A 17,906-nucleotide genomic window follows, 5' to 3' on the forward strand; every position below is an offset into this window, starting at 1 on the left:
CCTTATCGCGGCTTTGGGGGCGGGCCGGTCTGCCTACAGTGCGGGTCGCGGCGCGATGGGCCGAGGCGCGCGCGTTCCGCATTTCCGTCCCTGCACATCCCGGAGGAGCCCATGGCCATCCCCGCATTCCCTCTCGCCGCCGGCGCGCTGCTGCTCGCGGCCGGCACCGCCTTCAGCGCCTTCGCCCAGCAGGCGCCGTCCGAAGGCGCCGAGGCCGGCGAGGCCTTCGCCGCCAGCACGCGCCAGTGGCTCGACGATGCCGTGGCCCAGGCCCAGTCGGCCAATCCCGCGCCGCTGCGCATGGAGGTCGCCATCGGCGCGCTCGACAACCGTCTGCGCCTGGCGCCCTGCAGCCGCGTCGAACCCTACATTCCCACCGGCCTGCGCCTGTGGGGCCGCACCCGGCTCGGGCTGCGCTGCGTCGAGGGTGGCGCGCGCTGGAACGTGTTCCTGCCGGTCACCATCAAGGCCTTCGGGCCGGCCTGGGTGCTGCGCGACAACGTGCTGCCCGGCACCGTGCTGAGCGCGGCCGACGCGGTCGAGGCCGAGGCCGACTGGGCCGCCGATCCCTCGCCCGTGATGGCCGACGCCACCCAGTGGGTGGGGCAGGTCGCCTCGCGTTCCCTGCAGGCCGGCCAGCCGCTGCGCCAGTCGATGGTGAAGCCGGCCCAGGCCTTCGCCGCCGGCACCCAGGTGCGCGTGGTGGCCCAGGGCCAGGGCTTCGAGATCGCCACCGAGGCCCAGGCGCTGACGCCGGGCGTGGTCGGCCAGATGGTGCGCATCCGCATGGAGAATGGCCGCATCACCACCGGCGTGGTGCAGGATCCGCGCACCGTGCGCCTCTCGATGTGACCGGCGCGGCGCAAAAAACTTCGAAAAAGTCCTCAAGTCCGTCGAACGGCGGTCGAAATCCTGGGGACGAAGCCCCCGCCCGGGGCCAGGAGCCGCCATGAAGATCAACCCGTTGCAAGATCCCGCCGTCGCGGCCGCCACCGGCGTGGCCGCGGCCGCGAAGACCGGCCGGGGCGCCACGCCCGCGGTGGCCGATGCGGGCGACGCCACCGGCACGCCGGTCAGCGTGTCGGCCTCGGCCCGCACGCTGGAGGCCGCCGCCACGGCCGGCAACGGCATCGACGAGGCGAAGGTGGCCGCGGTGCGCGCCGCCATCGCCGACGGCAGCTTCAAGGTCGATTCCGGCGCCATCGCCGACAAGCTCCTGGCCAACGCCCAGGAATTCCTGAGCCGCGCAAGGAACTGATGCCATGCCCGATACCCGTGCTTCCGCCGAGATGCTGCTGAGCGAGGTCGAGGACCAGCTCGACCGGGTCGATGCCGGCCTGCGCTGCGCCGAACCCTCGGACCTGCTGCAGGCCAGCGGCGAGCTGCGCCGCTGCGCCACCGGTTTCGCGCGCGCCCTCGAGGCCGCGCTGTCGGCCGAGGCGCTCGACGCCGAATTCCGCCGCCGCGTCGAGGCCGTGGCCCAGCGGCTGTCGAACCAGCGCGACAGCGTCGCGCGCCGCACCGTCATCGTCGACCGCAGCCTGGCCTCGCTGCTGGGGCCGCGCCCCGATGCCACCTACACCATGCCCGGCGAGCGCAGGATGTTCGCGGGCCTGCGTTCGGCCCACGTGCCGGCGCACTGACCGCGACGGCTACGAAGGCTTCGGCGCGCGCTCGAAGCGGTAGAACAGGTTGGGTTCCGACAGCAGGTAGAGCCGCCCGTCGGGCCCGACCGCCACGCCCTCGGGCTGCGGCACCTTGCGCTGCAGGCCGCCGAAGCCGCGCCACAGCGGCAGCATGCTGACCGGGCGCCCATCGCTCGCGTACTCCACCACCAGTGCCGACTCGTCGCTCAGCAGCAGCAGGTGGCCGGTCGCATCGTGCAGCGTGACCGAGGACAGGTCGCTCATGAACAGCGAGCCCGCGCGCGAGGACTTCCATTCGCTGATGTCGATGTTGAAGCCGCTCGCGGAGGGCGCGTCGGGATCGAGCCCGGTGATCACCAGCACGCGCATCGGCAGCTTCTCGCGCACCACGTACAGGCGCCTGTGCACGCCGTCCCAGGAGATGCCCTCGAAGCTGCTGTTGTGCAGCCGGTCGATGCCGATGCCCAGGCTCGGTCGGCCGGCCACCGACACACGCTGCGTGTCGCGCCCGATCCGCACCCAGTACATGCGGTGGCTGTCCTCGTCGGAGATCACGTAGCCGTCGCCCTGCACGTAGGTGATGCCCTCCGGATCCTTCACCCCCTCGAGCCCGATCACGCGCAGCAGCCGGCCCTCGGTGTCGAGCTCGGCGATCTGCGGCGGGCGGTTGATGACCGTGAAGAGGGTGCCGGTCTCGGTGTTGAAGGTCAGGCCCGAGGCATTGCGCGTCAGGCCCTGGATCGGCAAGCCCTCGACCGCCACGCGGTAGTCCGGCAGCCACAGCGCATTGTTCGCCCATTGCGCCGCGCCCAGCGTGGTGCTGAGCCAGTAGTAGCCGAGCGCGGGCACCTTGAAGTACCAGCCGAAGGCCACGCCGAATGCGAGCACGATGGCCAGGAACAGGGTCTTGCGGGATCTGGCTCGGGTCATGCGGGCGGAGTCTAGCGTTCAGACCACCGAGAGAAGCCAGTCGAGCAACTGGCGCTGCCGGCCCGCGGCCGGCTTCTGCGGCGACAGGAGGAAATAGCCCGAGCCGTCCGCGACGAAGCCCAGCGGCGCCGCCAGCACGCCGCTTTCGAGGTCGTCGCAAACCAGGTGCCAGGGCCCGATCGCCACGCCGAGCCCGGCGACCGCCGCCTGCAGGCTGAAATAGAAATGCTCGAAGACCTGTTCCCTGCCGCCGGCGCCGGCCGAGGCGCCCCGCAACCGGGTCCACGAGGGCCAGGCCTGCGGCCGTGTGCGCGTGTGCAGGCGCACCGCGTCGCTCCGCAGCGAGGGGCCCGCGCCGGCGGTGTCGAAGAAGGCGTCGACCCGGCCCGGGCTGCACACCGGGCCGATCTTCTCCTCGAACAGCGGCTGCGCGTGCACGCTCGCGGGCCATGCGAAATCGTTGCGCCGGATCGCGAGGTCGATGCCGTCGTCGAAGGAGAACGGCCCGCCACCCGCCACGAGATGCACCGCGGCCTCGGGATGGCGCGCCTGGAAATCGGGCCAGCGCGGGATCAGCCAGCGCATCAGCAAGGTCGGCTCGCACGAGAGCACGAGCGGCGTCTCGCGCGCCGAGTGCCGCAGCTCGCGCGTGGCCTCCTCGATCAGGCCGAAGCCCTCGTCCACCGCGCGCTGGAGCCGGCGCCCGGCCTCGGTGAGAAAGACACCGCGGTTGCGCCGCTCGAACAAGGCCAGGCCCAGGTCGTCCTCGAGCATGCGCACGGCGCGGCTGACCGCGCCATGGGTCAGATGCAGGCTGTCGGCCGCCTGGCTGAAGTTCTGGGTCCGGGCCGCGGCCGCGAAGCAGCGCAGTGCCATCAGCGAGGGCAGGCGCGAGGAATTCTGTTGTGAGCCAGGCTCACCGTTGGTGTCAGTAATCATCGTTTGTCCTGGGGCGGGTCTCTGCATAGATTTGAGCGTCCGGCCCCGCCGTCCACCCGATCCCCATGATGCAGGAACTGTCAGCCCAACTCACCCAGCCCGAGCGCTTCGCGCTGACGATGGGCGATCCCTCGGGCATCGGCCCCGAGATCGTGGCCCGTACCTTGTTGAACGCCGAATGGGCCCGGCGCTGCGTGCTGGTCGGCGATCCGCGCGTGATGCGCCAGGCCTTCGAGGCCCTGGACGCCGGCGCGAGGCTGCGCGTGGCGGCGTCGATCGACGACATGGTGCACGCGCCCGGCACGGTCAACCTGCTGGCCGCGTCGCGGCTCGAGGCGCTGCCGCCCGTGGGCGCCGTGCATGCGGCCAGCGGCCGGGCCGCCTTCGAGGCAATCGTGGCGGCGATAGCCCTCGCGCAGGCGGGCCGCGTCGCGGGCATCGTCACCGCGCCGATCCACAAGGAAGCGCTGGCCGCCGCCGGCCTGCGCTATCCGGGCCACACCGAGATCCTGGCCGAGCGCACCGGCTGCAGGGTCGCGATGATGCTGGCCAACGACGAACTGCGCACCGTGCTCGTGACGGCCCATTGCGCGCTGCGCGAGGCCATCGAGCGCGCCGACTTCGCGGCGCAGGTGTCGGCGATCCGGCTCGCGCACCGGGGCGCCCGGGCCTTCGGCATCGTGGCGCCGCGCATCGCGGTGGCCGGGCTCAATCCGCATGCGGGCGAGGGCGGTCTGTTCGGCGACGAGGAGCAACGCACCATCGCGCCCGCGATCGCCGCCGCGCGGCGCGAGGGCATCGACGCCAGCGGACCCTGGCCCGGCGACACGGTGTTCATGCAGGCGCGCCAGGGGCGCTTCGACGTGGTGGTGGCGCAGTACCACGACCAGGGGTTGATCCCGGTCAAGTACCTCGGGCTCGACAAGGGCGTGAACATCACGCTCGGCCTGCCTTTCGTTCGCACCAGCCCCGACCACGGCACCGCCTTCGACATCGCGGGGCGCGGCATCGCCGACGCCGCCAGCCTCGAGGCCGCGCTCGACATGGCCGCGCGCCTGGTGGCTGCCCACCGAATCACGAGAAAGACCGGACCATGAGCGGCTTCGAATTCATCTTCATGCTCACGCGCCACGACCGCACCGTGGCCGACGCGGCACGGCACCTGGCGACGGCGCTCGCGGCCGGCGTGCGCCACATCGGCTTCAAGGACATCGGGCTGCCGATGGCCGAGCTCGAGGGCCTGCACAGAAGCATCCGCGACCACGGCGCCACGAGCTACCTCGAGGTCGTCTCGCTCGACCGCGACAGCGAGATCGCCTCGGTCGAGATGGCGTGCCGGCTCGGCGTCGACCACCTGCTCGGCGGCACGCACGTCGACGACGTGCTGCCGCTGCTCGAGGGCACGGGCATCCGCTACTACCCGTTCGCGGGCCGGGTCTCGGGGCATCCGAGCGTGCTCGGCGGCTCGATCGAGGAGATCGTGGCCAGCGCCCGCGCGATCGCGAGCCGGCCCGGCGTGGCGGGGCTGGACCTGCTGGCCTACCGCGCCGCGCTCGACGTGCCGCGGCTGATGCGCGCGGTGTGCGCGGCCGCGGGCAAGCCGGTGATCGTGGCGGGCTCGATCGACACACCCGAACGCATCGCGGCGATCCGCGCCAGCGGTGCCGCGGGTTTCACGGTGGGCACGGCGGCGCTCGACGGGTGCTTTCCGGCGCCCGGCCGAAGCCTCGAAAGCCAGCTCGCGGCGATCCTCGGCGCGCGATGAAAAAAGCACCGCGGCGCGGTGCGGTGCGAGCGTCAGTGCGAGCGCATCTTCGCGCGCAGCCGCGCGATCGACTGGCTGTGCAGCTGCGAGACGCGCGACTCGGTCACGCCGAGCACGGCCGCGATCTCCTTGAGGTTCATGTCCTGCTCGTAGTACATGCCCATGATGTGGCGCTCGCGCTCGGGCAGGCTGTCGATGGCGCCCACCAGCGCCTGGCGCAGCCGCTGGTCCTTGAGCAGGCTCATCGGGTCGGCGTCGGCATCGGCCAGGTGGCGATCGAGGAAGCCCGACTCGCCCTCGGCGTCGGTGCCGCCGCCCATGTCCTCCAGGTACACGAGCTGGGTGCCGCGCACGCGGCCCAGCAGGCTCTGGTAGTCGGCCAGCGGCATCTCGAGCGCCTCGGCGATCTCGGATTCGGCGGGCGCGCGGCCCAGCTTCTGCTCGAGCGCGCGCACGGCCTGCTCGATCTGCTTCTGGCTCTTGCGCGAGCCGCGCGAGAGCCAGTCGCCGTCGCGCAGCTCGTCGAGCATGGCGCCGCGGATGCGCTGGGTGGCGAAGGTCTCGAACTGCACGCCCTGGCTGGCCTCGAAGCGCGACAGCGCATCGGCCAGACCGATCATGCCGACCTGGATCAGGTCGTCGAGCTCGACGTTGGGCGGCAGCTTGGCGATCATGTGATGCGCCAGCCGGCGCACCAGCGGCACGTGCTGCCGGATCAGCGCATCGCGGTCGAGCCGGCCCTTGGGCGTGTACATCTGGGAGAGCGGGGAAGCGGCCTGCATGTCGTGTCGTGGGGCGGAACGCTCCTCAGAGTTCGCCCGCGCCGGGCGAGAAGAACAGTTCGAGGTCGGCCGGCTGCGGATCGAAGGGCGAGCGCTGCGCCGCGCGCATCGAGTCGCGCACCAGCTCGGCGGCCAGCGCCGGCTTCCAGTCCTGCGAGGCGCGCGGGCCATGGGCCACGCCACGCAACACCAGTTGGTGGCGGATCAGCGTGTCGAGCGCCGGGCCCAGCTTCACGGCCTCGTCGGTCTTGCTCAGCACGGCCTGGCGCGCGCCGCCGATCTTGAAGCTGGCGGCCATCTCGTCGAGCGTGTCGCCGTGCGCGCCGGCGTTGAGCACCATCAGGCGCGACACGCCGGGCAGGTCGAGCAGGTCCAGCAGGTCGCGCCGACGCGGATCGCGCGGCGCCAGGCCGGCGGTGTCGATCAGCACCATGCGCTTGCCGTGGAACAGCGCGAGCAGCTCCTGCAGCGCGGCGCGGTCGTGCGCGAGATGCGCCACCACGCCCATGGCGCGGCCGTGGGCGCGCAGCTGCTCGTGCGCGCCCGCGCGGTGCATGTCGAGCGTGATCAGGCCGACGCTGGCCGGGCCGTGCAGCCGCACGCACTGGGCCGCGATCTTGGCGGCGGTGGTGGTCTTGCCGACGCCGGTGGCACCGACCAGCGCGTAGACGCCGCCTTCCTCGGCCAGCGTGGGCGCGGCGGGGTCGAGGCCGAGCATGGTCTCGAGCGCGCCCATCATGCGGCGCACCGCGCCGGCCGCGTCGTTGTCGAGCGCGATCGATTCGAGCACGCTGCGCGCGAGCGCGGGCGAGTAGCCGGCGCGCAGCAGCTTGAGCATCAGGTTCGAATGCACCGGGTTCTGCCGCGCCGGGCCGAGCCAGGCGAGGGCGTTGAAGCGGCTCTCCATCAGCGTGCGCATGGCCTGCAGCTCGGCCATCAGCGCCTGCTGCGTTTCGCTCGCGGTGTCGGTCACGGGGGCCGGCGCGGCGACGGGAGCGGGGCGTGGCGGTTCGGTGGCGGCGGGTGCGGCGGTGGGCGCGAAGGCCGCGCGGGCCGGCGCTGCCGAGGGCGTGGCGGGCACGGGCGCCGGCGATGCGGCCTCCTGCTGGCGCCGCAGCATGCGTTCGCGCACATAGTCCTGGAACGACAACGTGCTCATGCCGAGCTCGGCCACGTCGGCCTCGACGATCGCGCGCGATTCGGCGCTCGCGAGCGGGGCCGGTGCGGGTGCCGGCGCGGCGGGTTGCGGTTGCGCGATGGCGGGCGCGGGCACCGGCTTCGGCGGCGTCCACGCGGGCGCCGACAGCGTGCCCTGCGTGCCCTGCAGGATCGCGCGGCCGGCTTCGAGCGCGCTCAGGCTGTCCTCGGCCGCGGCCACCACTTCCACGCCGTCGTCGAGCTGGCGGTTCGAGAGGATCAGCGTGCCGTCGCCGAAGACATTGCGCGCCAGCGCCATCGCTTCGCGGGCGGTCGGTGCGGTGAAACGTTGGATGTTCATGCGGAGGCTCCTCGCAGGATCGGGCCGATGCGGATCGTGTGGGTTTCAGGGATTTCGCTGTGGCCGAGCACCTGCATGCGCGGCGCGGCGCGGCGCACCATGCGCGCGATGGCGTTGCGGATCGCGTCGGGCACCAGCAGGCAGGCCGGCACGCCTTGCTCTTCCTGCTTGAGCGCCACCTCGGCGGCGGTGCGCGTGAAGATCTCGACCACGCCCGGATCGAGCGCGGGCGCCTGGGCATTGCCCAGGGCCTGCATCAGCAGGCGCTCGAAGGCCGGCTCGATGGCGATCACGTCGAGCTCCTTCACCGGGCCGTAGATCTGCTGCACGATGGCCGGCGCCAGCGCCACGCGCACGCGGCGCGCGAGTTCGGCCGGGTCGGTGGTGCTGCCGGCATGCTCGGCCAGCGTCTCGACGATGGTGCGGATGTCGCGGATGTGCACCGACTCTTCCAGCAGCAGTTGCAGCACCTTCTGGAACGTGGACAGCGGCACCAGCTTGGGCACGACTTCCTCGATCAGCTTGGGCGCCAGTTTGTTCACGTGTTCGACCAGTTGTTGGGTTTCGGTGCGGCTCAGCAGGCGCGCCGCCTGCACCTGCATCAAATGTGACAGGTGGGTGGCCATCACGGTCTCCGAATCAACGACGGTGAAACCGCTCATTTGCGCGGCTTCCCGCTGCCGTTCCTCGATCCAGTGCGCCGGCAGGCCGAAGGCCGGATCGGTGGTGGGCGTGCCGATCAGCGGGGTGGTGATGCCGCCCGGATTGATCGCCAGGTACATGCCCGGATGCGCCTCGCCCTCGGCCACCACCACGCCGCGCAGGGTGACGCGGTAGCTGCTGGGCTTGAGCTCGAGGTTGTCGCGCACGTGCACCGCGGGCGGCAGGAAGCCCACCTCCTGCGCGAACTTGCGGCGCACGCCCTTGATGCGCCTGAGCAGGTCGCCCTGGCGGCTCTTGTCGACCAGCGCGATCAGGCGGTAGCCGAGTTCCAGGCCCAGCAGATCCACCGGCTGCAGGTCGTCCCAGCTGGCCTCGGCATCGGGCGCGGGCGGTGCCGGCGGCGCGGGCGCGGCCGGCGGCGGGCGGCGCGACAGGCGCCAGGCGCCCCAGCCCAGCAGCGAGGCGATCGAGAGGAACACCACGTGCGGCATGCCCGGGATCACGCCCAGCAGGCCCAGGATGCCGGCCGTGAGGCCGAGCACGCGCGGCGAGGTCAGCAGCTGGTCGACGATCTGGCGGCCCACGTCGTCCTCGCGGCCCACGCGCGAGATCACCATCGCCGCGGCGACCGAGATCAGGAGGCCCGGCACCTGCGCCACCAGCGCGTCGCCGACCGCGAGCAGCACGTAGGTGTCGGCCGCCTTGCCGGCCGACAGGCCGTGCTGCAGCACGCCGATGGCGAAGCCGCCGACGATGCTGATCACCAGGATCAGGATGCCGGCGATCGCATCGCCGCGCACGAACTTGGAGGCGCCGTCCATCGAGCCGAAGAAGTTGGCTTCCTCGGCCACCTCGGCGCGGCGGCGGCGGGCCTCCTTCTCGTCGATCACGCCGGCGTTGAGGTCGGCGTCGACCGCCATCTGCTTGCCGGGCATGGCGTCGAGCGTGAAGCGCGCCGACACCTCGGCGATGCGCTCGGCGCCCTTGGTGACCACCACGAAGTTGATCACCACCAGGATCGCGAACACGATCAGGCCGACCGCGAAGTTGCCGCCGATCAGGAAGTGGCCGAAGGATTCGATCACCGCGCCCGCGGCGCCGGGGCCGGTGTGGCCCTCGAGCAGCACCACGCGCGTGGAGGCCACGTTGAGCGACAGCCGCATCAGCGTGGTCAAGAGCAGCACCGAGGGAAAGGCCGCGAAGTCCAGCGGGCGCACCATGTAGGCCGCCACCATCATCACCATCAGCGCGACCGCGATGTTGAGCGTGAAGAAGCCGTCGAGCAGCCAGGGCGGGATCGGCAGCACCATCAGCGCGAGGATGGCCACCACCAGGAGCGGCGCGGCCGCGCGCTGGAACATGCCGCCGCGCTCGCCGAGCCACTGGCGCAGGGCGAGCGGGTTCATGGACGCACTCCGGCGACGGGTTCAGCGGCTGCCGTTGCAGGCAGCTTGCGGTGCGGGTCGAGCTCGGGCGCCACGTAGGGATCGGGCACGCCCTGCGGCATCGGGCCCTCGCCGCGCAGCGCGGCCTTCAGGCGGTAGACGTAGGCCAGCACCTGGGCCACGGCGGTGAACAGGCTCGAGGGAATGGGCTGGTCGATCTCGGCATGCGCGAACAGTGCGCGCGCGAGCATCGGCGACTGCACCACCGGGATGCCGTTGGCATTGGCGATCTCGCGGATCTTCATCGCGAGCAGGTCGGCGCCCTTGGCCACCACCTGCGGTGCGTTCATGGTGGCCTCGTCGTAGCGCAGTGCCACCGCGTAGTGGGTCGGGTTCATCAGCACGAAGTCGGCGCGCGGCACGGCCGTGATGCTGGCGCGCTGCGAGATCGCGCGCGCCGCGCTGCGCTGGCGGCCCTTGGTGTGCGGGTCGCCGTCGGATTCCTTGTGCTCCTGCTTGACTTCCTGGTGCGACATCTTGAGCTTCGACAGGTGGAAGAAGCGTTGCAGCGGCACGTCGATCACGGCGGTGGCGAACACCACCAGCAGCAGCAGGCCCACGCCGGTGGCGAGCCAGTCGCCGAGCGCGCGCAGCGCCGAAGGCGAGGGCTGCAGCACCGTGCGCACCACCTCGCCGATCGAGCCGGCCACGTAGTACCAGCCGATGGCGCCGAGGATGGCCGCCAGCACCACCAGCTTGGTCACCTGCGCGAGCTGCTGGCGGCTGAAGAGATTGCCCAGGCCCTTGAACGGGCTCAGGCGCGAGAGGTCGGGCGTGATCGCCTTGGTGCTCGAGACCCAGCCGCCGACCGCGAGGCTGCCCGCGACCGCCGCGCTCAGCACGATGGCGGCGAACACCACGCAGGCCACCAGGCCCAGGCCGGCGAAGGTCGACAGCCGCGACAGCATGTCGGCCGGGTCCTGCACGCTGGCCGCGTTGAAGACCAGCGCCTGCGCGAGCGTGCCGCGCATCTGCTCGAAGGCGGTGGGCGCGAGCAGCAGCAGCGCGACCGCGCCGGAGCCCATCACCGCGAGGTGCGACAGGTCCTTCGAGCGCGGCACCTGGCCGTCGCGGCGCGCCTGGTCGATCTTGCGCTGCGAGGCGGGGAGCTGGCGGTCCTGGCTGTTCGATTCCATGGCGGTGGCGCTCGCTCAGGGCTGGGCGCGGCCCGGGTTGGCGGCGGCGCCCTCGGGCTTCTTCTGTTCCTTGGCGAGCTCGGTGGCGATGGCCTTCACCGCGTCGTTGCCCTCGAGGCGCGCGTTGCCGAACAGGCGCGACTCGGCGTCGCGCGTGAGCACCACGATGCTGATGCGGCGGTTCAGCGGGGCCAGCGCATTTTTCTTGTCGAGCAGGTCGCTCGCGGCCAGGCCGACCACGCGCACCAGCTTGTCGTCGGGCATGCCGGCGGCCACCAGCTCGCGGCGCGAGGCATTGGCGCGGTCGGCCGACAGTTCCCAGTTGCCGTAGCCGCGGTCGCCGTTGCCGTAGGGCGCGGCATCGGTGTGGCCGGCCAGGCTCACGCGGTTCTCGATGCCGTTGAGCGCACCGCCCACCGCGCGCAGGATGTCGTGCATGTAGGGCTTCACGATCGCGCTGCCGGTGTCGAACATCGGGCGGTTCTGCGCGTCGACGATCTGGATCTCCAGGCCGTCGGAGGTCACCTCGAGCTTGATCTGCGAGCGGAATTCGCGCAGCTTGGGATTGCTCTCGATCATCTCCTCGATGCGCGCGCGCAGCGCTGCCATGCGGCGCGCGTCCTGGCGCGCCTGCTCGAGCTTGAGGCTGTTGTCCTGGCCGATCTTCTTCGGGTCCATGGTGCTGCCGTCGGTGCGGCGCACCTCGCCGGTGGTGCGCGTGAGGTCGCGCCCGCCGCCGGGCACCACGCTCGAGGCGCTGCCCGCGCCCGAGCCGCCGGCCATCTCGACCTTCATCGGCGAGTTGAAGTAGGAGGCGATGCCCTGCAGGTCGCCCTTGGCGGTCGAGCCGAGCAGCCACATCAGCAGGAAGAAGGCCATCATGGCCGTCACGAAGTCGGCGTAGGCGATCTTCCAGGCGCCGCCGTGGTGCGCATGCGTGGTCTTCTTGACCCGCTTGATGATGATCGGCTGGAGCTTGCGGGTCCCGGGCGTGGTGGCCATGGCGTTGCCTCTTGCGCTGGGCGCTCTACTTCTTCTTCACGTGGGTCTCGAGCTCGGTGAAGCTCGGCCGGTCGGTCGAGAACAGCACCTTGCGGCCGAACTCGATCGCGGTCGTGGGGTTGTAGCCCTGCATGCTCGCCAGCAGGGTGGTCTTGATGCACTGCAGTTCCTTGGTGCCTTCCTCGGCCTTCTGCTCGAGCAGGCCGCCCAGCGGCTCGACGATGGCGTAGGCCAGCAGGATGCCCAGGAAGGTGCCGACCAGCGCCGAGCCGATCATGGCGCCGAGCACCGCCGGCGGCTGGCCGACCGAGCCCATGGTGTTCACCACGCCGAGCACCGCGGCCACGATGCCGAAGGCCGGCAGACCGCCGGCCAGCCGCGCGATGGCGGCCACGGGCGCATGCGATTCCTGGTGGTGGGTCTCGATCTCGCTGTCCATCAGCGACTCGATCTCGTGGCTGTTGAGGTTGCCCGAGGCCATCATGCGCAGGTAGTCGGTGGTGAACTCGACCACGTGGTGGTCCTTCGCCACGTTCGGGTGCTTCTGGAACAGCGGCGAATCCTGCGGCGCCTCGATGTCCTTCTCGATCGACATCAGGCCTTCCTTGCGCGCCTTCTGCAGGATGTCGTAGAGCAGCGCCATCAGCTCGAGGTAGCGCGCCTTGGTGTACTTGGAGCCCTTGAGCGCGGTCGGCAGCGCCTTCAGCGTGGCCATCAGCACCTTGCGCTGGTTGTTCACCACGAAGGCGCCGAGCGCGCCGCCGCCGATCACCATCAGCTCGATCGGCAGCGCGTGCAGCACCACGCCGATGTTGCCGCCATGGATGATGTAGCCGCCGAAGATGCAGCCCAGCGCGACGAGGTAACCGAGGATGACGGACATGGGGCGAGACGAGTTCCTGGAACCCCTATTGGGCCTCGGAGACGCCCCGCGCATTCCATGAAAAAAGGGCCCTGCGGGGGCCCTTATCTTCTGTTTGCCGCGGCGGCCGCGGCGTTCGTCACTGCAGCTGGATGCCGCCCGCGCCCGAACCCTTGCCGGCGCGCGCCGGCGGTTCGCACAGGCCGCAGACGAAGTGCTGCGCGTTCTCGTAGGGCTCGGTCACGAAATGGCCGCCGCAGCGCGAGCAGGGCGTCATGGCGAGCATCTGGTTCTCCATGAAGCGCACCAGCCGCCAGGCGCGCGTGATCGACAGCTGCGGCTCCAGGCCGCAGGCGCCGGTCTGCTCGGTGTACAGGCCGTAGGCCTTGATCAGCGCGTCGACCGGCTCGAGCTCGCTGGTCTTGTTGAGGTAGGTGTAGATGTTGTGGAACAGCGAGGCGTGGATGTTCGGCTGCCAGGTGAGGAACCAGTCGGTCGAGAAGGGCAGCTGGCCCTTCGACGGCGACTTGCCCGCCACTTCCTTGTAGAGGCGCAGCAGCCGTTCGTACGACAGCTCGGTCTCGCTCTCCAGCACCTGCAGGCGGGCGCCCATCTCGATCAGATGGACCGCGCGCTCGATCTGCCGGGACTCGCCCAGCACGCTCTTCGGATTGGCCATGCCTTGTCAGCTCGCGGAACGCGGCGCCTCAGTACGAGGTTTCCGCGAACCGGCTCGACATGACGATGTTGGCGTGCAGCTTCAGCGTCTCGTCGTTGGCCGTGCGGGTGCGCACGTTGTGGTTGGTGAGCAGTCCCCAGACCATGTCGTCGGTGGCGCGGAAGCGGCACAGCAGCATGTTGCTGGAGGCCAGCTTCATGATCTGCGCCGGCGACAGCGTGTCGATGAGGTCCGCGGATTCCTCGGAAATGCCGAGCCGGAACAGGGCCTGTGCCTTGTCTTCCCGGATGAGGCTCTGCGCCAGCATCAGGTAGGTGAGGTTGGCTTCCTTGATCTCGGCGAGCAGCTGTTCATTGGTCATGAGTGCCTCCTCCTAGGCGGGCAAAAGTGCCCTTGGCGACCGTGTACTTTCAGTTTAATCACAAATGTCAGCTTCAGTAAACATTTGTTAAAAATGTACAGCAGTAGGTGGATTCCTACAAAAAAACTTTGGCCTGACGTTGTCCGATGGTAAGTGCTTGCAACCGCAGCGCCCCAAAACTGTGACTTTGTCGACCAAAACGAATACTAAGGCACGCATGGCGAAAGACTTATTTCGACAGAGATAGATAAATCTATCGATATCAAGACATTCATGGCTTTCCTCGCGCGCTTTACAAGCTGTTAACGAGTGTGACCGCCCGTGGTGCACAGACCACGAAATCCCGTGGGGGCGAAGTTGTCTTGCGTGGTGGGGAATCTACGTGTTTCCGTGGGGGTAACACGCGGAACATGGTGGCTCCGGCAGCGCAATCGCTGTGGCCCCGTCTGCATCCGCTCGGAAATCTTGAGGGTGCGCTCGCAAAAATAAATCGCTAAAGAGCCGGCGGGGACCCACCGAAAACCAGTGCAACGGGCCTTGCACCAGGGTTCGTCAGGCAGCCAGCGCTTCGCTGGCGCGACTTTGGCAGCGATGCCCGACTTATCAGTTTGAAGGAGCTCTCATGGCCTCGATCATCAACACCAACATCAGTTCGCTCACCGCGCAGCGCAACCTCTCGGGCAGCCAATCCTCGCTGGCGACCTCGATGCAGCGCCTGTCCTCGGGCCTGCGCATCAACAGCGCCAAGGACGACGCCGCCGGCCTCGCGATCTCCGAGCGCATGACGGCCCAGATCCGCGGCCTGACGCAAGCCGGCCGCAACGCCAACGACGGCATCTCGCTGGCGCAGACGGCCGAAGGCGCGCTGAGCACCATCGGCAACAACCTGCAGCGCATCCGCGAACTGGCCGTGCAGTCGCGCAACGCCACCAACTCGACCGAGGACCGCGCCTCGCTGCAGAAGGAAGTCACGCAGCTCAAGAGCGAAATCGATCGCGTCGCCAAGCAGACCTCGTTCAACGGCACCAAGCTGCTCGACGGCAGCTTCAGCGCCCAGTCGTTCCAGGTCGGCGCCAACCAGGGCGAGACCATCTCGATCGACTCGATCGCCAACGCCAGCATCAACTCGCTGGGCAGCTGGACCAGCGTGGACACCTACTCGGCCACGGTGACCGGCGCGGCGCCCGCGGGCTTCGGCGGCATCACCGCCAACGCCTTCACGATCAACGGCGTGGGCATCGGCGCGGTCAATGCCGGCACCGACGCGGCGACGCAAGGCGCCAACGTGGCGGCCGCCATCAACAAGAAGTCGAGCGAGACGGGCGTGGTCGCGACGGCCGCCGCCAGCGGCGCCATCACGCTGACCTCGAGCGGCAGCACGGCCATCACGGTCGGCGGCACGCTGACCAACACCGGCCTGACCGCCGGCCAGACGGCCGCGACCGTCACCGCCGCGGGCAGCGCGCAGACAGGCTTCTCCGGCCTGACGGTGGACACGGTGGATGGCGCCGACAACGCGATCCTCGCGATGGACGCCGCGCTGAAGGCCGTGAACTCCTCGCGCGCCGACCTCGGCGCGATCCAGAACCGCTTCGAATCGGTGGTCTCGAACCTCTCGACCTCGGCCGAGAACCTGACCGCTTCGCGCAGCCGCATCCAGGACGCCGACTTCGCGGCCGAAACCGCCAACCTGTCGCGCGCCCAGGTGCTGCAGCAGGCCGGCACGGCGATGGTGGCGCAGGCCAACCAGCTGCCGCAGACGGTGCTGTCGCTGCTGCGCGGCTAAGGCAGGAACAGGGGGCCGAAGGCCGGCCTCCTGCACGCTTCATCGCGGGGCGGCGAACGGACAATTCCGTTCGCCGCCCCGCGTTTTTTCCGTGGGCGGCAAGCGATTCCAGCATCGGAGAAAAGACATGGCCAGCATCACATCGACGGGCATCGGCAGCCAGCTCGACGTCGAATCCATCATCACGCAGCTGATGGCGATCGAGAAGAAGCCGCTGACCGCGCTGCAGACCACGGCGAGCACGCTCGACAGCAAGATCTCGGCCTTCGGCACGCTCAAGTCGCAGCTCTCGGCGCTGTCCGACGCGGCCACCAAGCTGGCGGCCGCCGCGACCTGGAACGCCAAGACCGCCTCGAGCTCGAACGCGACCGCGCTGAGCGCCAGCGTCACCAATGCCGGCGACGCCGTGGCCAGCAGCTTCACCATGCAGGTATCGCAGCTCGCGCGCGCGCAGGCCGTGTCCTCGAACGCGGTGGCCACGGGCACCGGCTTCGGGCTCGGCACCCTGAGCATCCAGCTCGGCGACTGGAACGACACCGACGCGGGCGGCCCGAACTTCGCGGCCGGCGACAAGCCGGCCATCGACATCAGCGTGAACGAGGGCGACAGCCTCTCGGCCATCGCGGCCAAGATCAACGGGGCCGGCGCGGGCGTGAGCGCCACCGTGCTCAAGGACCTCTCGGGCGAGCGGCTGATGCTGCGCTCCAGCAGCACCGGCGAGGCCGCGGGCTTCCGCGTCACGGCCACGCCGCTGGGCTCGGGCGACGGCGCCGATCTCGGCCTGCTGGCCTTCGACGGCACCGGGCAGGGCATGGGCGCCAACCCGGTGCAGTACGCGCGCAATGCCGAGGCCACCATCAACGGCGTGACGATCCGCTCGGCCACCAACGTGCTGGCCGACACCGTGCCCGGCGTGAGCCTCACGCTGTCGCAGGTGACGACTTCGCCGGTCGAGGTCGCCGTGGCCACCGACACCTCGGGCCTGCGCGGCACGATCCAGGCCTTCGTGACGGCCTACAACACGATGAACCAGACGCTGAACTCGGCCACCGCCTACGACGCGGCGAGCAAGACCGCGGCGCTGCTGCAGGGCGATTCCACCGCCGTGAGCCTGCAGAACGCGCTGCGCAGCCTGGTCGGCGCGCCTTCGGGCGGCGGCGCGATCCAGCGCCTGAGCGACCTCGGCATCACGGTCGCCAAGGACGGTGCCGGCAACCTCGCGCTCGACACCGCCAAGCTCGACACGGCACTGAAGAACCCGGCCGCCGTGCAGCAGTTCTTCGCCGCGCCGCAGAACACCCTGGACTCCAGCGCCACCGGCTTCGCCACGCGGCTGTCGGCCTTCACCCAGGCCGCGATCGCCACCGACGGCACGCTCGACACCCGCACCCAGTCGCTCAAGGCCCAGCGCAAGGACAACGACAAGAGCCAGGACAACCTCAGCGACCGGCTGACCCTGACCGAGAAGCGGCTGCGCGCCCAGTACACGGCGCTGGACACCAAGATGGCCTCGCTGACCGCGCTCAACACCTACATCACCCAGCAGGTGGCGCAGTGGAACAAGTCCACCAGCTGAGGCGCCGGGCCCGCGGGCCTCAACTTCCGCGCCGGAATGCCGATAAAGAAGGCATAGACACCGGAACAGGAAGCCGCACCATGTACACCTCGCCCGCAGCCCGCGCCGCCCAGGCCTACTCCAGAGTGGGCGCCGAATCGGGCGTGGACGCCTCGACCTCTCCGCACCGGCTCATCGAGCTGCTGTTCGACGGCCTGCTGCAGGCCATCCACGCCGCCAGCGGCGCGCTGGCGCGCGGCGACGTCGCGGCCAAGGGCCAGCAGATCATGCGCGCGGTGCGATTCCTCGAGGAGGGCCTCAAGGGTGGGCTCGACGAGGCCCGGGGTGGAGAACTCGCGGTTACACTCCGCGCGTTGTACGACTATTGCATCAACCGCCTGACGGTCGCCAACCTCCGCAACGACGGGGCGGCCCTGGCGGAAGTGGCCTCGCTGATCGCACCGGTCGCACAGAGCTGGAAACAGATCGGGCCGTCCCAGCCCGCGCAGGCCGCCTGAGGCGTCCTTGGAGTCCTTCATGCAAGAGCGACTGCTCGACTACTACAAAGCGATCGAAGCCGCGAGCAAGCAGATGCTCGAGGCCGCCCGCATGGAAGACTGGGAAGGCGTGGTGCGCTGCGAAGGCGCCTGCGCCGTGCTGATCGAGCAGCTGCGCTTCAAGGCCACCTCGCTCGAGCTGCCGCGCACCGACCGCGCCGAGAAGACCCGCGTGATGCAGCGCATCCTGCGCAACGACGCCGAGATCCGGCTGCTGGCCGAGCCGTGGATCGCCGACCTCGACCACCTGTTCGATTCGCGGCTGCAGCTGATCCACTGAAGAGGAAGGACCGACACCGC

Annotated in this window: 19 protein-coding genes; 9 read left to right on the forward strand and 10 right to left on the reverse strand. The window is 70.1% G+C overall.

The genetic code is table 11. The features are described 5' to 3' along the window. Nucleotides 1-111: 111 nt before the first annotated feature. The 3 genes from flgA to AC1HIL_RS19260 all read left to right on the forward strand — a co-directional run bounded on the left by flgA (nt 112) and on the right by AC1HIL_RS19260 (nt 1,643). Nucleotides 112-852 (forward strand): flagellar basal body P-ring formation chaperone FlgA, encoded by a 741-nt coding sequence (gene flgA / locus AC1HIL_RS19250; RefSeq protein ID WP_479669786.1) that lies wholly within the window; start codon nt 112-114, stop codon nt 850-852. Between the two features lie 97 nt (nt 853-949). Further along, nucleotides 950-1,258 carry a flagellar biosynthesis anti-sigma factor FlgM gene (gene flgM, locus AC1HIL_RS19255; RefSeq protein WP_057595355.1) on the forward strand — a complete coding sequence of 103 codons (309 nt, stop codon included), beginning with the start codon at nt 950-952 and terminating at the stop codon, nt 1,256-1,258. 4 nt (nt 1,259-1,262) lie between these two features. Continuing rightward, nucleotides 1,263-1,643 (forward strand): hypothetical protein, encoded by a 381-nt coding sequence (locus tag AC1HIL_RS19260; protein WP_057595356.1) that lies wholly within the window; start codon nt 1,263-1,265, stop codon nt 1,641-1,643. A 9-nt stretch (nt 1,644-1,652) separates the two neighbouring features. On the opposite strand, the gene AC1HIL_RS19265 is transcribed toward AC1HIL_RS19260, so the two are convergent. Further along, nucleotides 1,653-2,576 carry an SdiA-regulated domain-containing protein gene (locus AC1HIL_RS19265; RefSeq protein WP_296735606.1) on the reverse strand — a complete coding sequence of 308 codons (924 nt, stop codon included), beginning with the start codon at nt 2,574-2,576 and terminating at the stop codon, nt 1,653-1,655. An 18-nt stretch (nt 2,577-2,594) separates the two neighbouring features. Further along, nucleotides 2,595-3,515 (reverse strand): LysR family transcriptional regulator, encoded by a 921-nt coding sequence (locus tag AC1HIL_RS19270; protein WP_479669787.1) that lies wholly within the window; start codon nt 3,513-3,515, stop codon nt 2,595-2,597. Nucleotides 3,516-3,583: 68 nt separating this feature from the next. On the opposite strand from AC1HIL_RS19270, the gene pdxA reads away from it, so the two are divergent. Beyond that, nucleotides 3,584-4,612, forward strand: a complete 1,029-nt coding sequence (pdxA, locus tag AC1HIL_RS19275) for a 4-hydroxythreonine-4-phosphate dehydrogenase PdxA (RefSeq protein WP_479672772.1) — start codon at nt 3,584-3,586, stop codon at nt 4,610-4,612. Continuing rightward, nucleotides 4,609-5,280, forward strand: coding sequence for a 4-hydroxythreonine-4-phosphate dehydrogenase (locus AC1HIL_RS19280; protein WP_296735602.1), 672 nt, complete (start codon nt 4,609-4,611; stop codon nt 5,278-5,280). Before pdxA ends, AC1HIL_RS19280 begins: the two co-directional genes overlap by 4 nt. 32 nt (nt 5,281-5,312) lie before the next feature. Here the strand turns inward: AC1HIL_RS19280 and AC1HIL_RS19285 are convergent, their stop codons facing one another. The 8 genes from AC1HIL_RS19285 to flhD form a co-directional block, all read right to left on the reverse strand. Beyond that, nucleotides 5,313-6,035, reverse strand: coding sequence for an RNA polymerase sigma factor FliA (locus AC1HIL_RS19285; RefSeq protein WP_261205972.1), 723 nt, complete (start codon nt 6,033-6,035; stop codon nt 5,313-5,315). 52 nt (nt 6,036-6,087) lie between these two features. Beyond that, a complete protein-coding gene (gene flhF / locus AC1HIL_RS19290; RefSeq protein WP_479669789.1) occupies nt 6,088-7,560 on the reverse strand; it encodes a flagellar biosynthesis protein FlhF in 1,473 nt (490 codons plus the stop codon). Then, nucleotides 7,557-9,629, reverse strand: coding sequence for a flagellar biosynthesis protein FlhA (gene flhA / locus AC1HIL_RS19295; RefSeq protein WP_479669790.1), 2,073 nt, complete (start codon nt 9,627-9,629; stop codon nt 7,557-7,559). Before flhA ends, flhF begins: the two co-directional genes overlap by 4 nt. Further along, entirely contained in the window at nt 9,626-10,804 is a 1,179-nt protein-coding gene (locus tag AC1HIL_RS19300; protein ID WP_479669791.1) for an EscU/YscU/HrcU family type III secretion system export apparatus switch protein, read from the reverse strand. Before AC1HIL_RS19300 ends, flhA begins: the two co-directional genes overlap by 4 nt. Before the next feature lie 15 nt (nt 10,805-10,819). Then, entirely contained in the window at nt 10,820-11,806 is a 987-nt protein-coding gene (gene motB, locus AC1HIL_RS19305) for a flagellar motor protein MotB (protein ID WP_479669792.1), read from the reverse strand. Nucleotides 11,807-11,831: 25 nt separating this feature from the next. Then, a complete protein-coding gene (motA, locus tag AC1HIL_RS19310) occupies nt 11,832-12,689 on the reverse strand; it encodes a flagellar motor stator protein MotA (protein ID WP_057591773.1) in 858 nt (285 codons plus the stop codon). 118 nt (nt 12,690-12,807) lie between these two features. Next, nucleotides 12,808-13,347: a flagellar transcriptional regulator FlhC gene (gene flhC / locus AC1HIL_RS19315; protein ID WP_203205908.1), complete on the reverse strand. Its 540-nt coding sequence runs from the start codon at nt 13,345-13,347 to the stop codon at nt 12,808-12,810. Between the two features lie 28 nt (nt 13,348-13,375). Further along, nucleotides 13,376-13,708 carry a flagellar transcriptional regulator FlhD gene (flhD, locus tag AC1HIL_RS19320; RefSeq protein WP_057591771.1) on the reverse strand — a complete coding sequence of 111 codons (333 nt, stop codon included), beginning with the start codon at nt 13,706-13,708 and terminating at the stop codon, nt 13,376-13,378. A gap of 622 nt (nt 13,709-14,330) precedes the next feature. Here flhD and AC1HIL_RS19325 point away from each other — a divergent pair. The 4 genes from AC1HIL_RS19325 (at nt 14,331) to AC1HIL_RS19340 (ending at nt 17,886) form a co-directional block, all read left to right on the forward strand. Beyond that, nucleotides 14,331-15,494 carry a flagellin gene (locus AC1HIL_RS19325; protein WP_057591770.1) on the forward strand — a complete coding sequence of 388 codons (1,164 nt, stop codon included), beginning with the start codon at nt 14,331-14,333 and terminating at the stop codon, nt 15,492-15,494. Nucleotides 15,495-15,621: 127 nt separating this feature from the next. Beyond that, entirely contained in the window at nt 15,622-17,070 is a 1,449-nt protein-coding gene (gene fliD / locus AC1HIL_RS19330; protein WP_057591769.1) for a flagellar filament capping protein FliD, read from the forward strand. Nucleotides 17,071-17,150: 80 nt separating this feature from the next. Further along, nucleotides 17,151-17,567, forward strand: coding sequence for a flagellar export chaperone FliS (gene fliS / locus AC1HIL_RS19335; RefSeq protein WP_261205867.1), 417 nt, complete (start codon nt 17,151-17,153; stop codon nt 17,565-17,567). A gap of 19 nt (nt 17,568-17,586) precedes the next feature. After that, nucleotides 17,587-17,886 (forward strand): flagellar protein FliT, encoded by a 300-nt coding sequence (locus AC1HIL_RS19340; RefSeq protein ID WP_057591767.1) that lies wholly within the window; start codon nt 17,587-17,589, stop codon nt 17,884-17,886. Nucleotides 17,887-17,906 lie beyond the last annotated feature (20 nt).

Source organism: Variovorax sp. ISS6, from assembly GCF_056523145.1.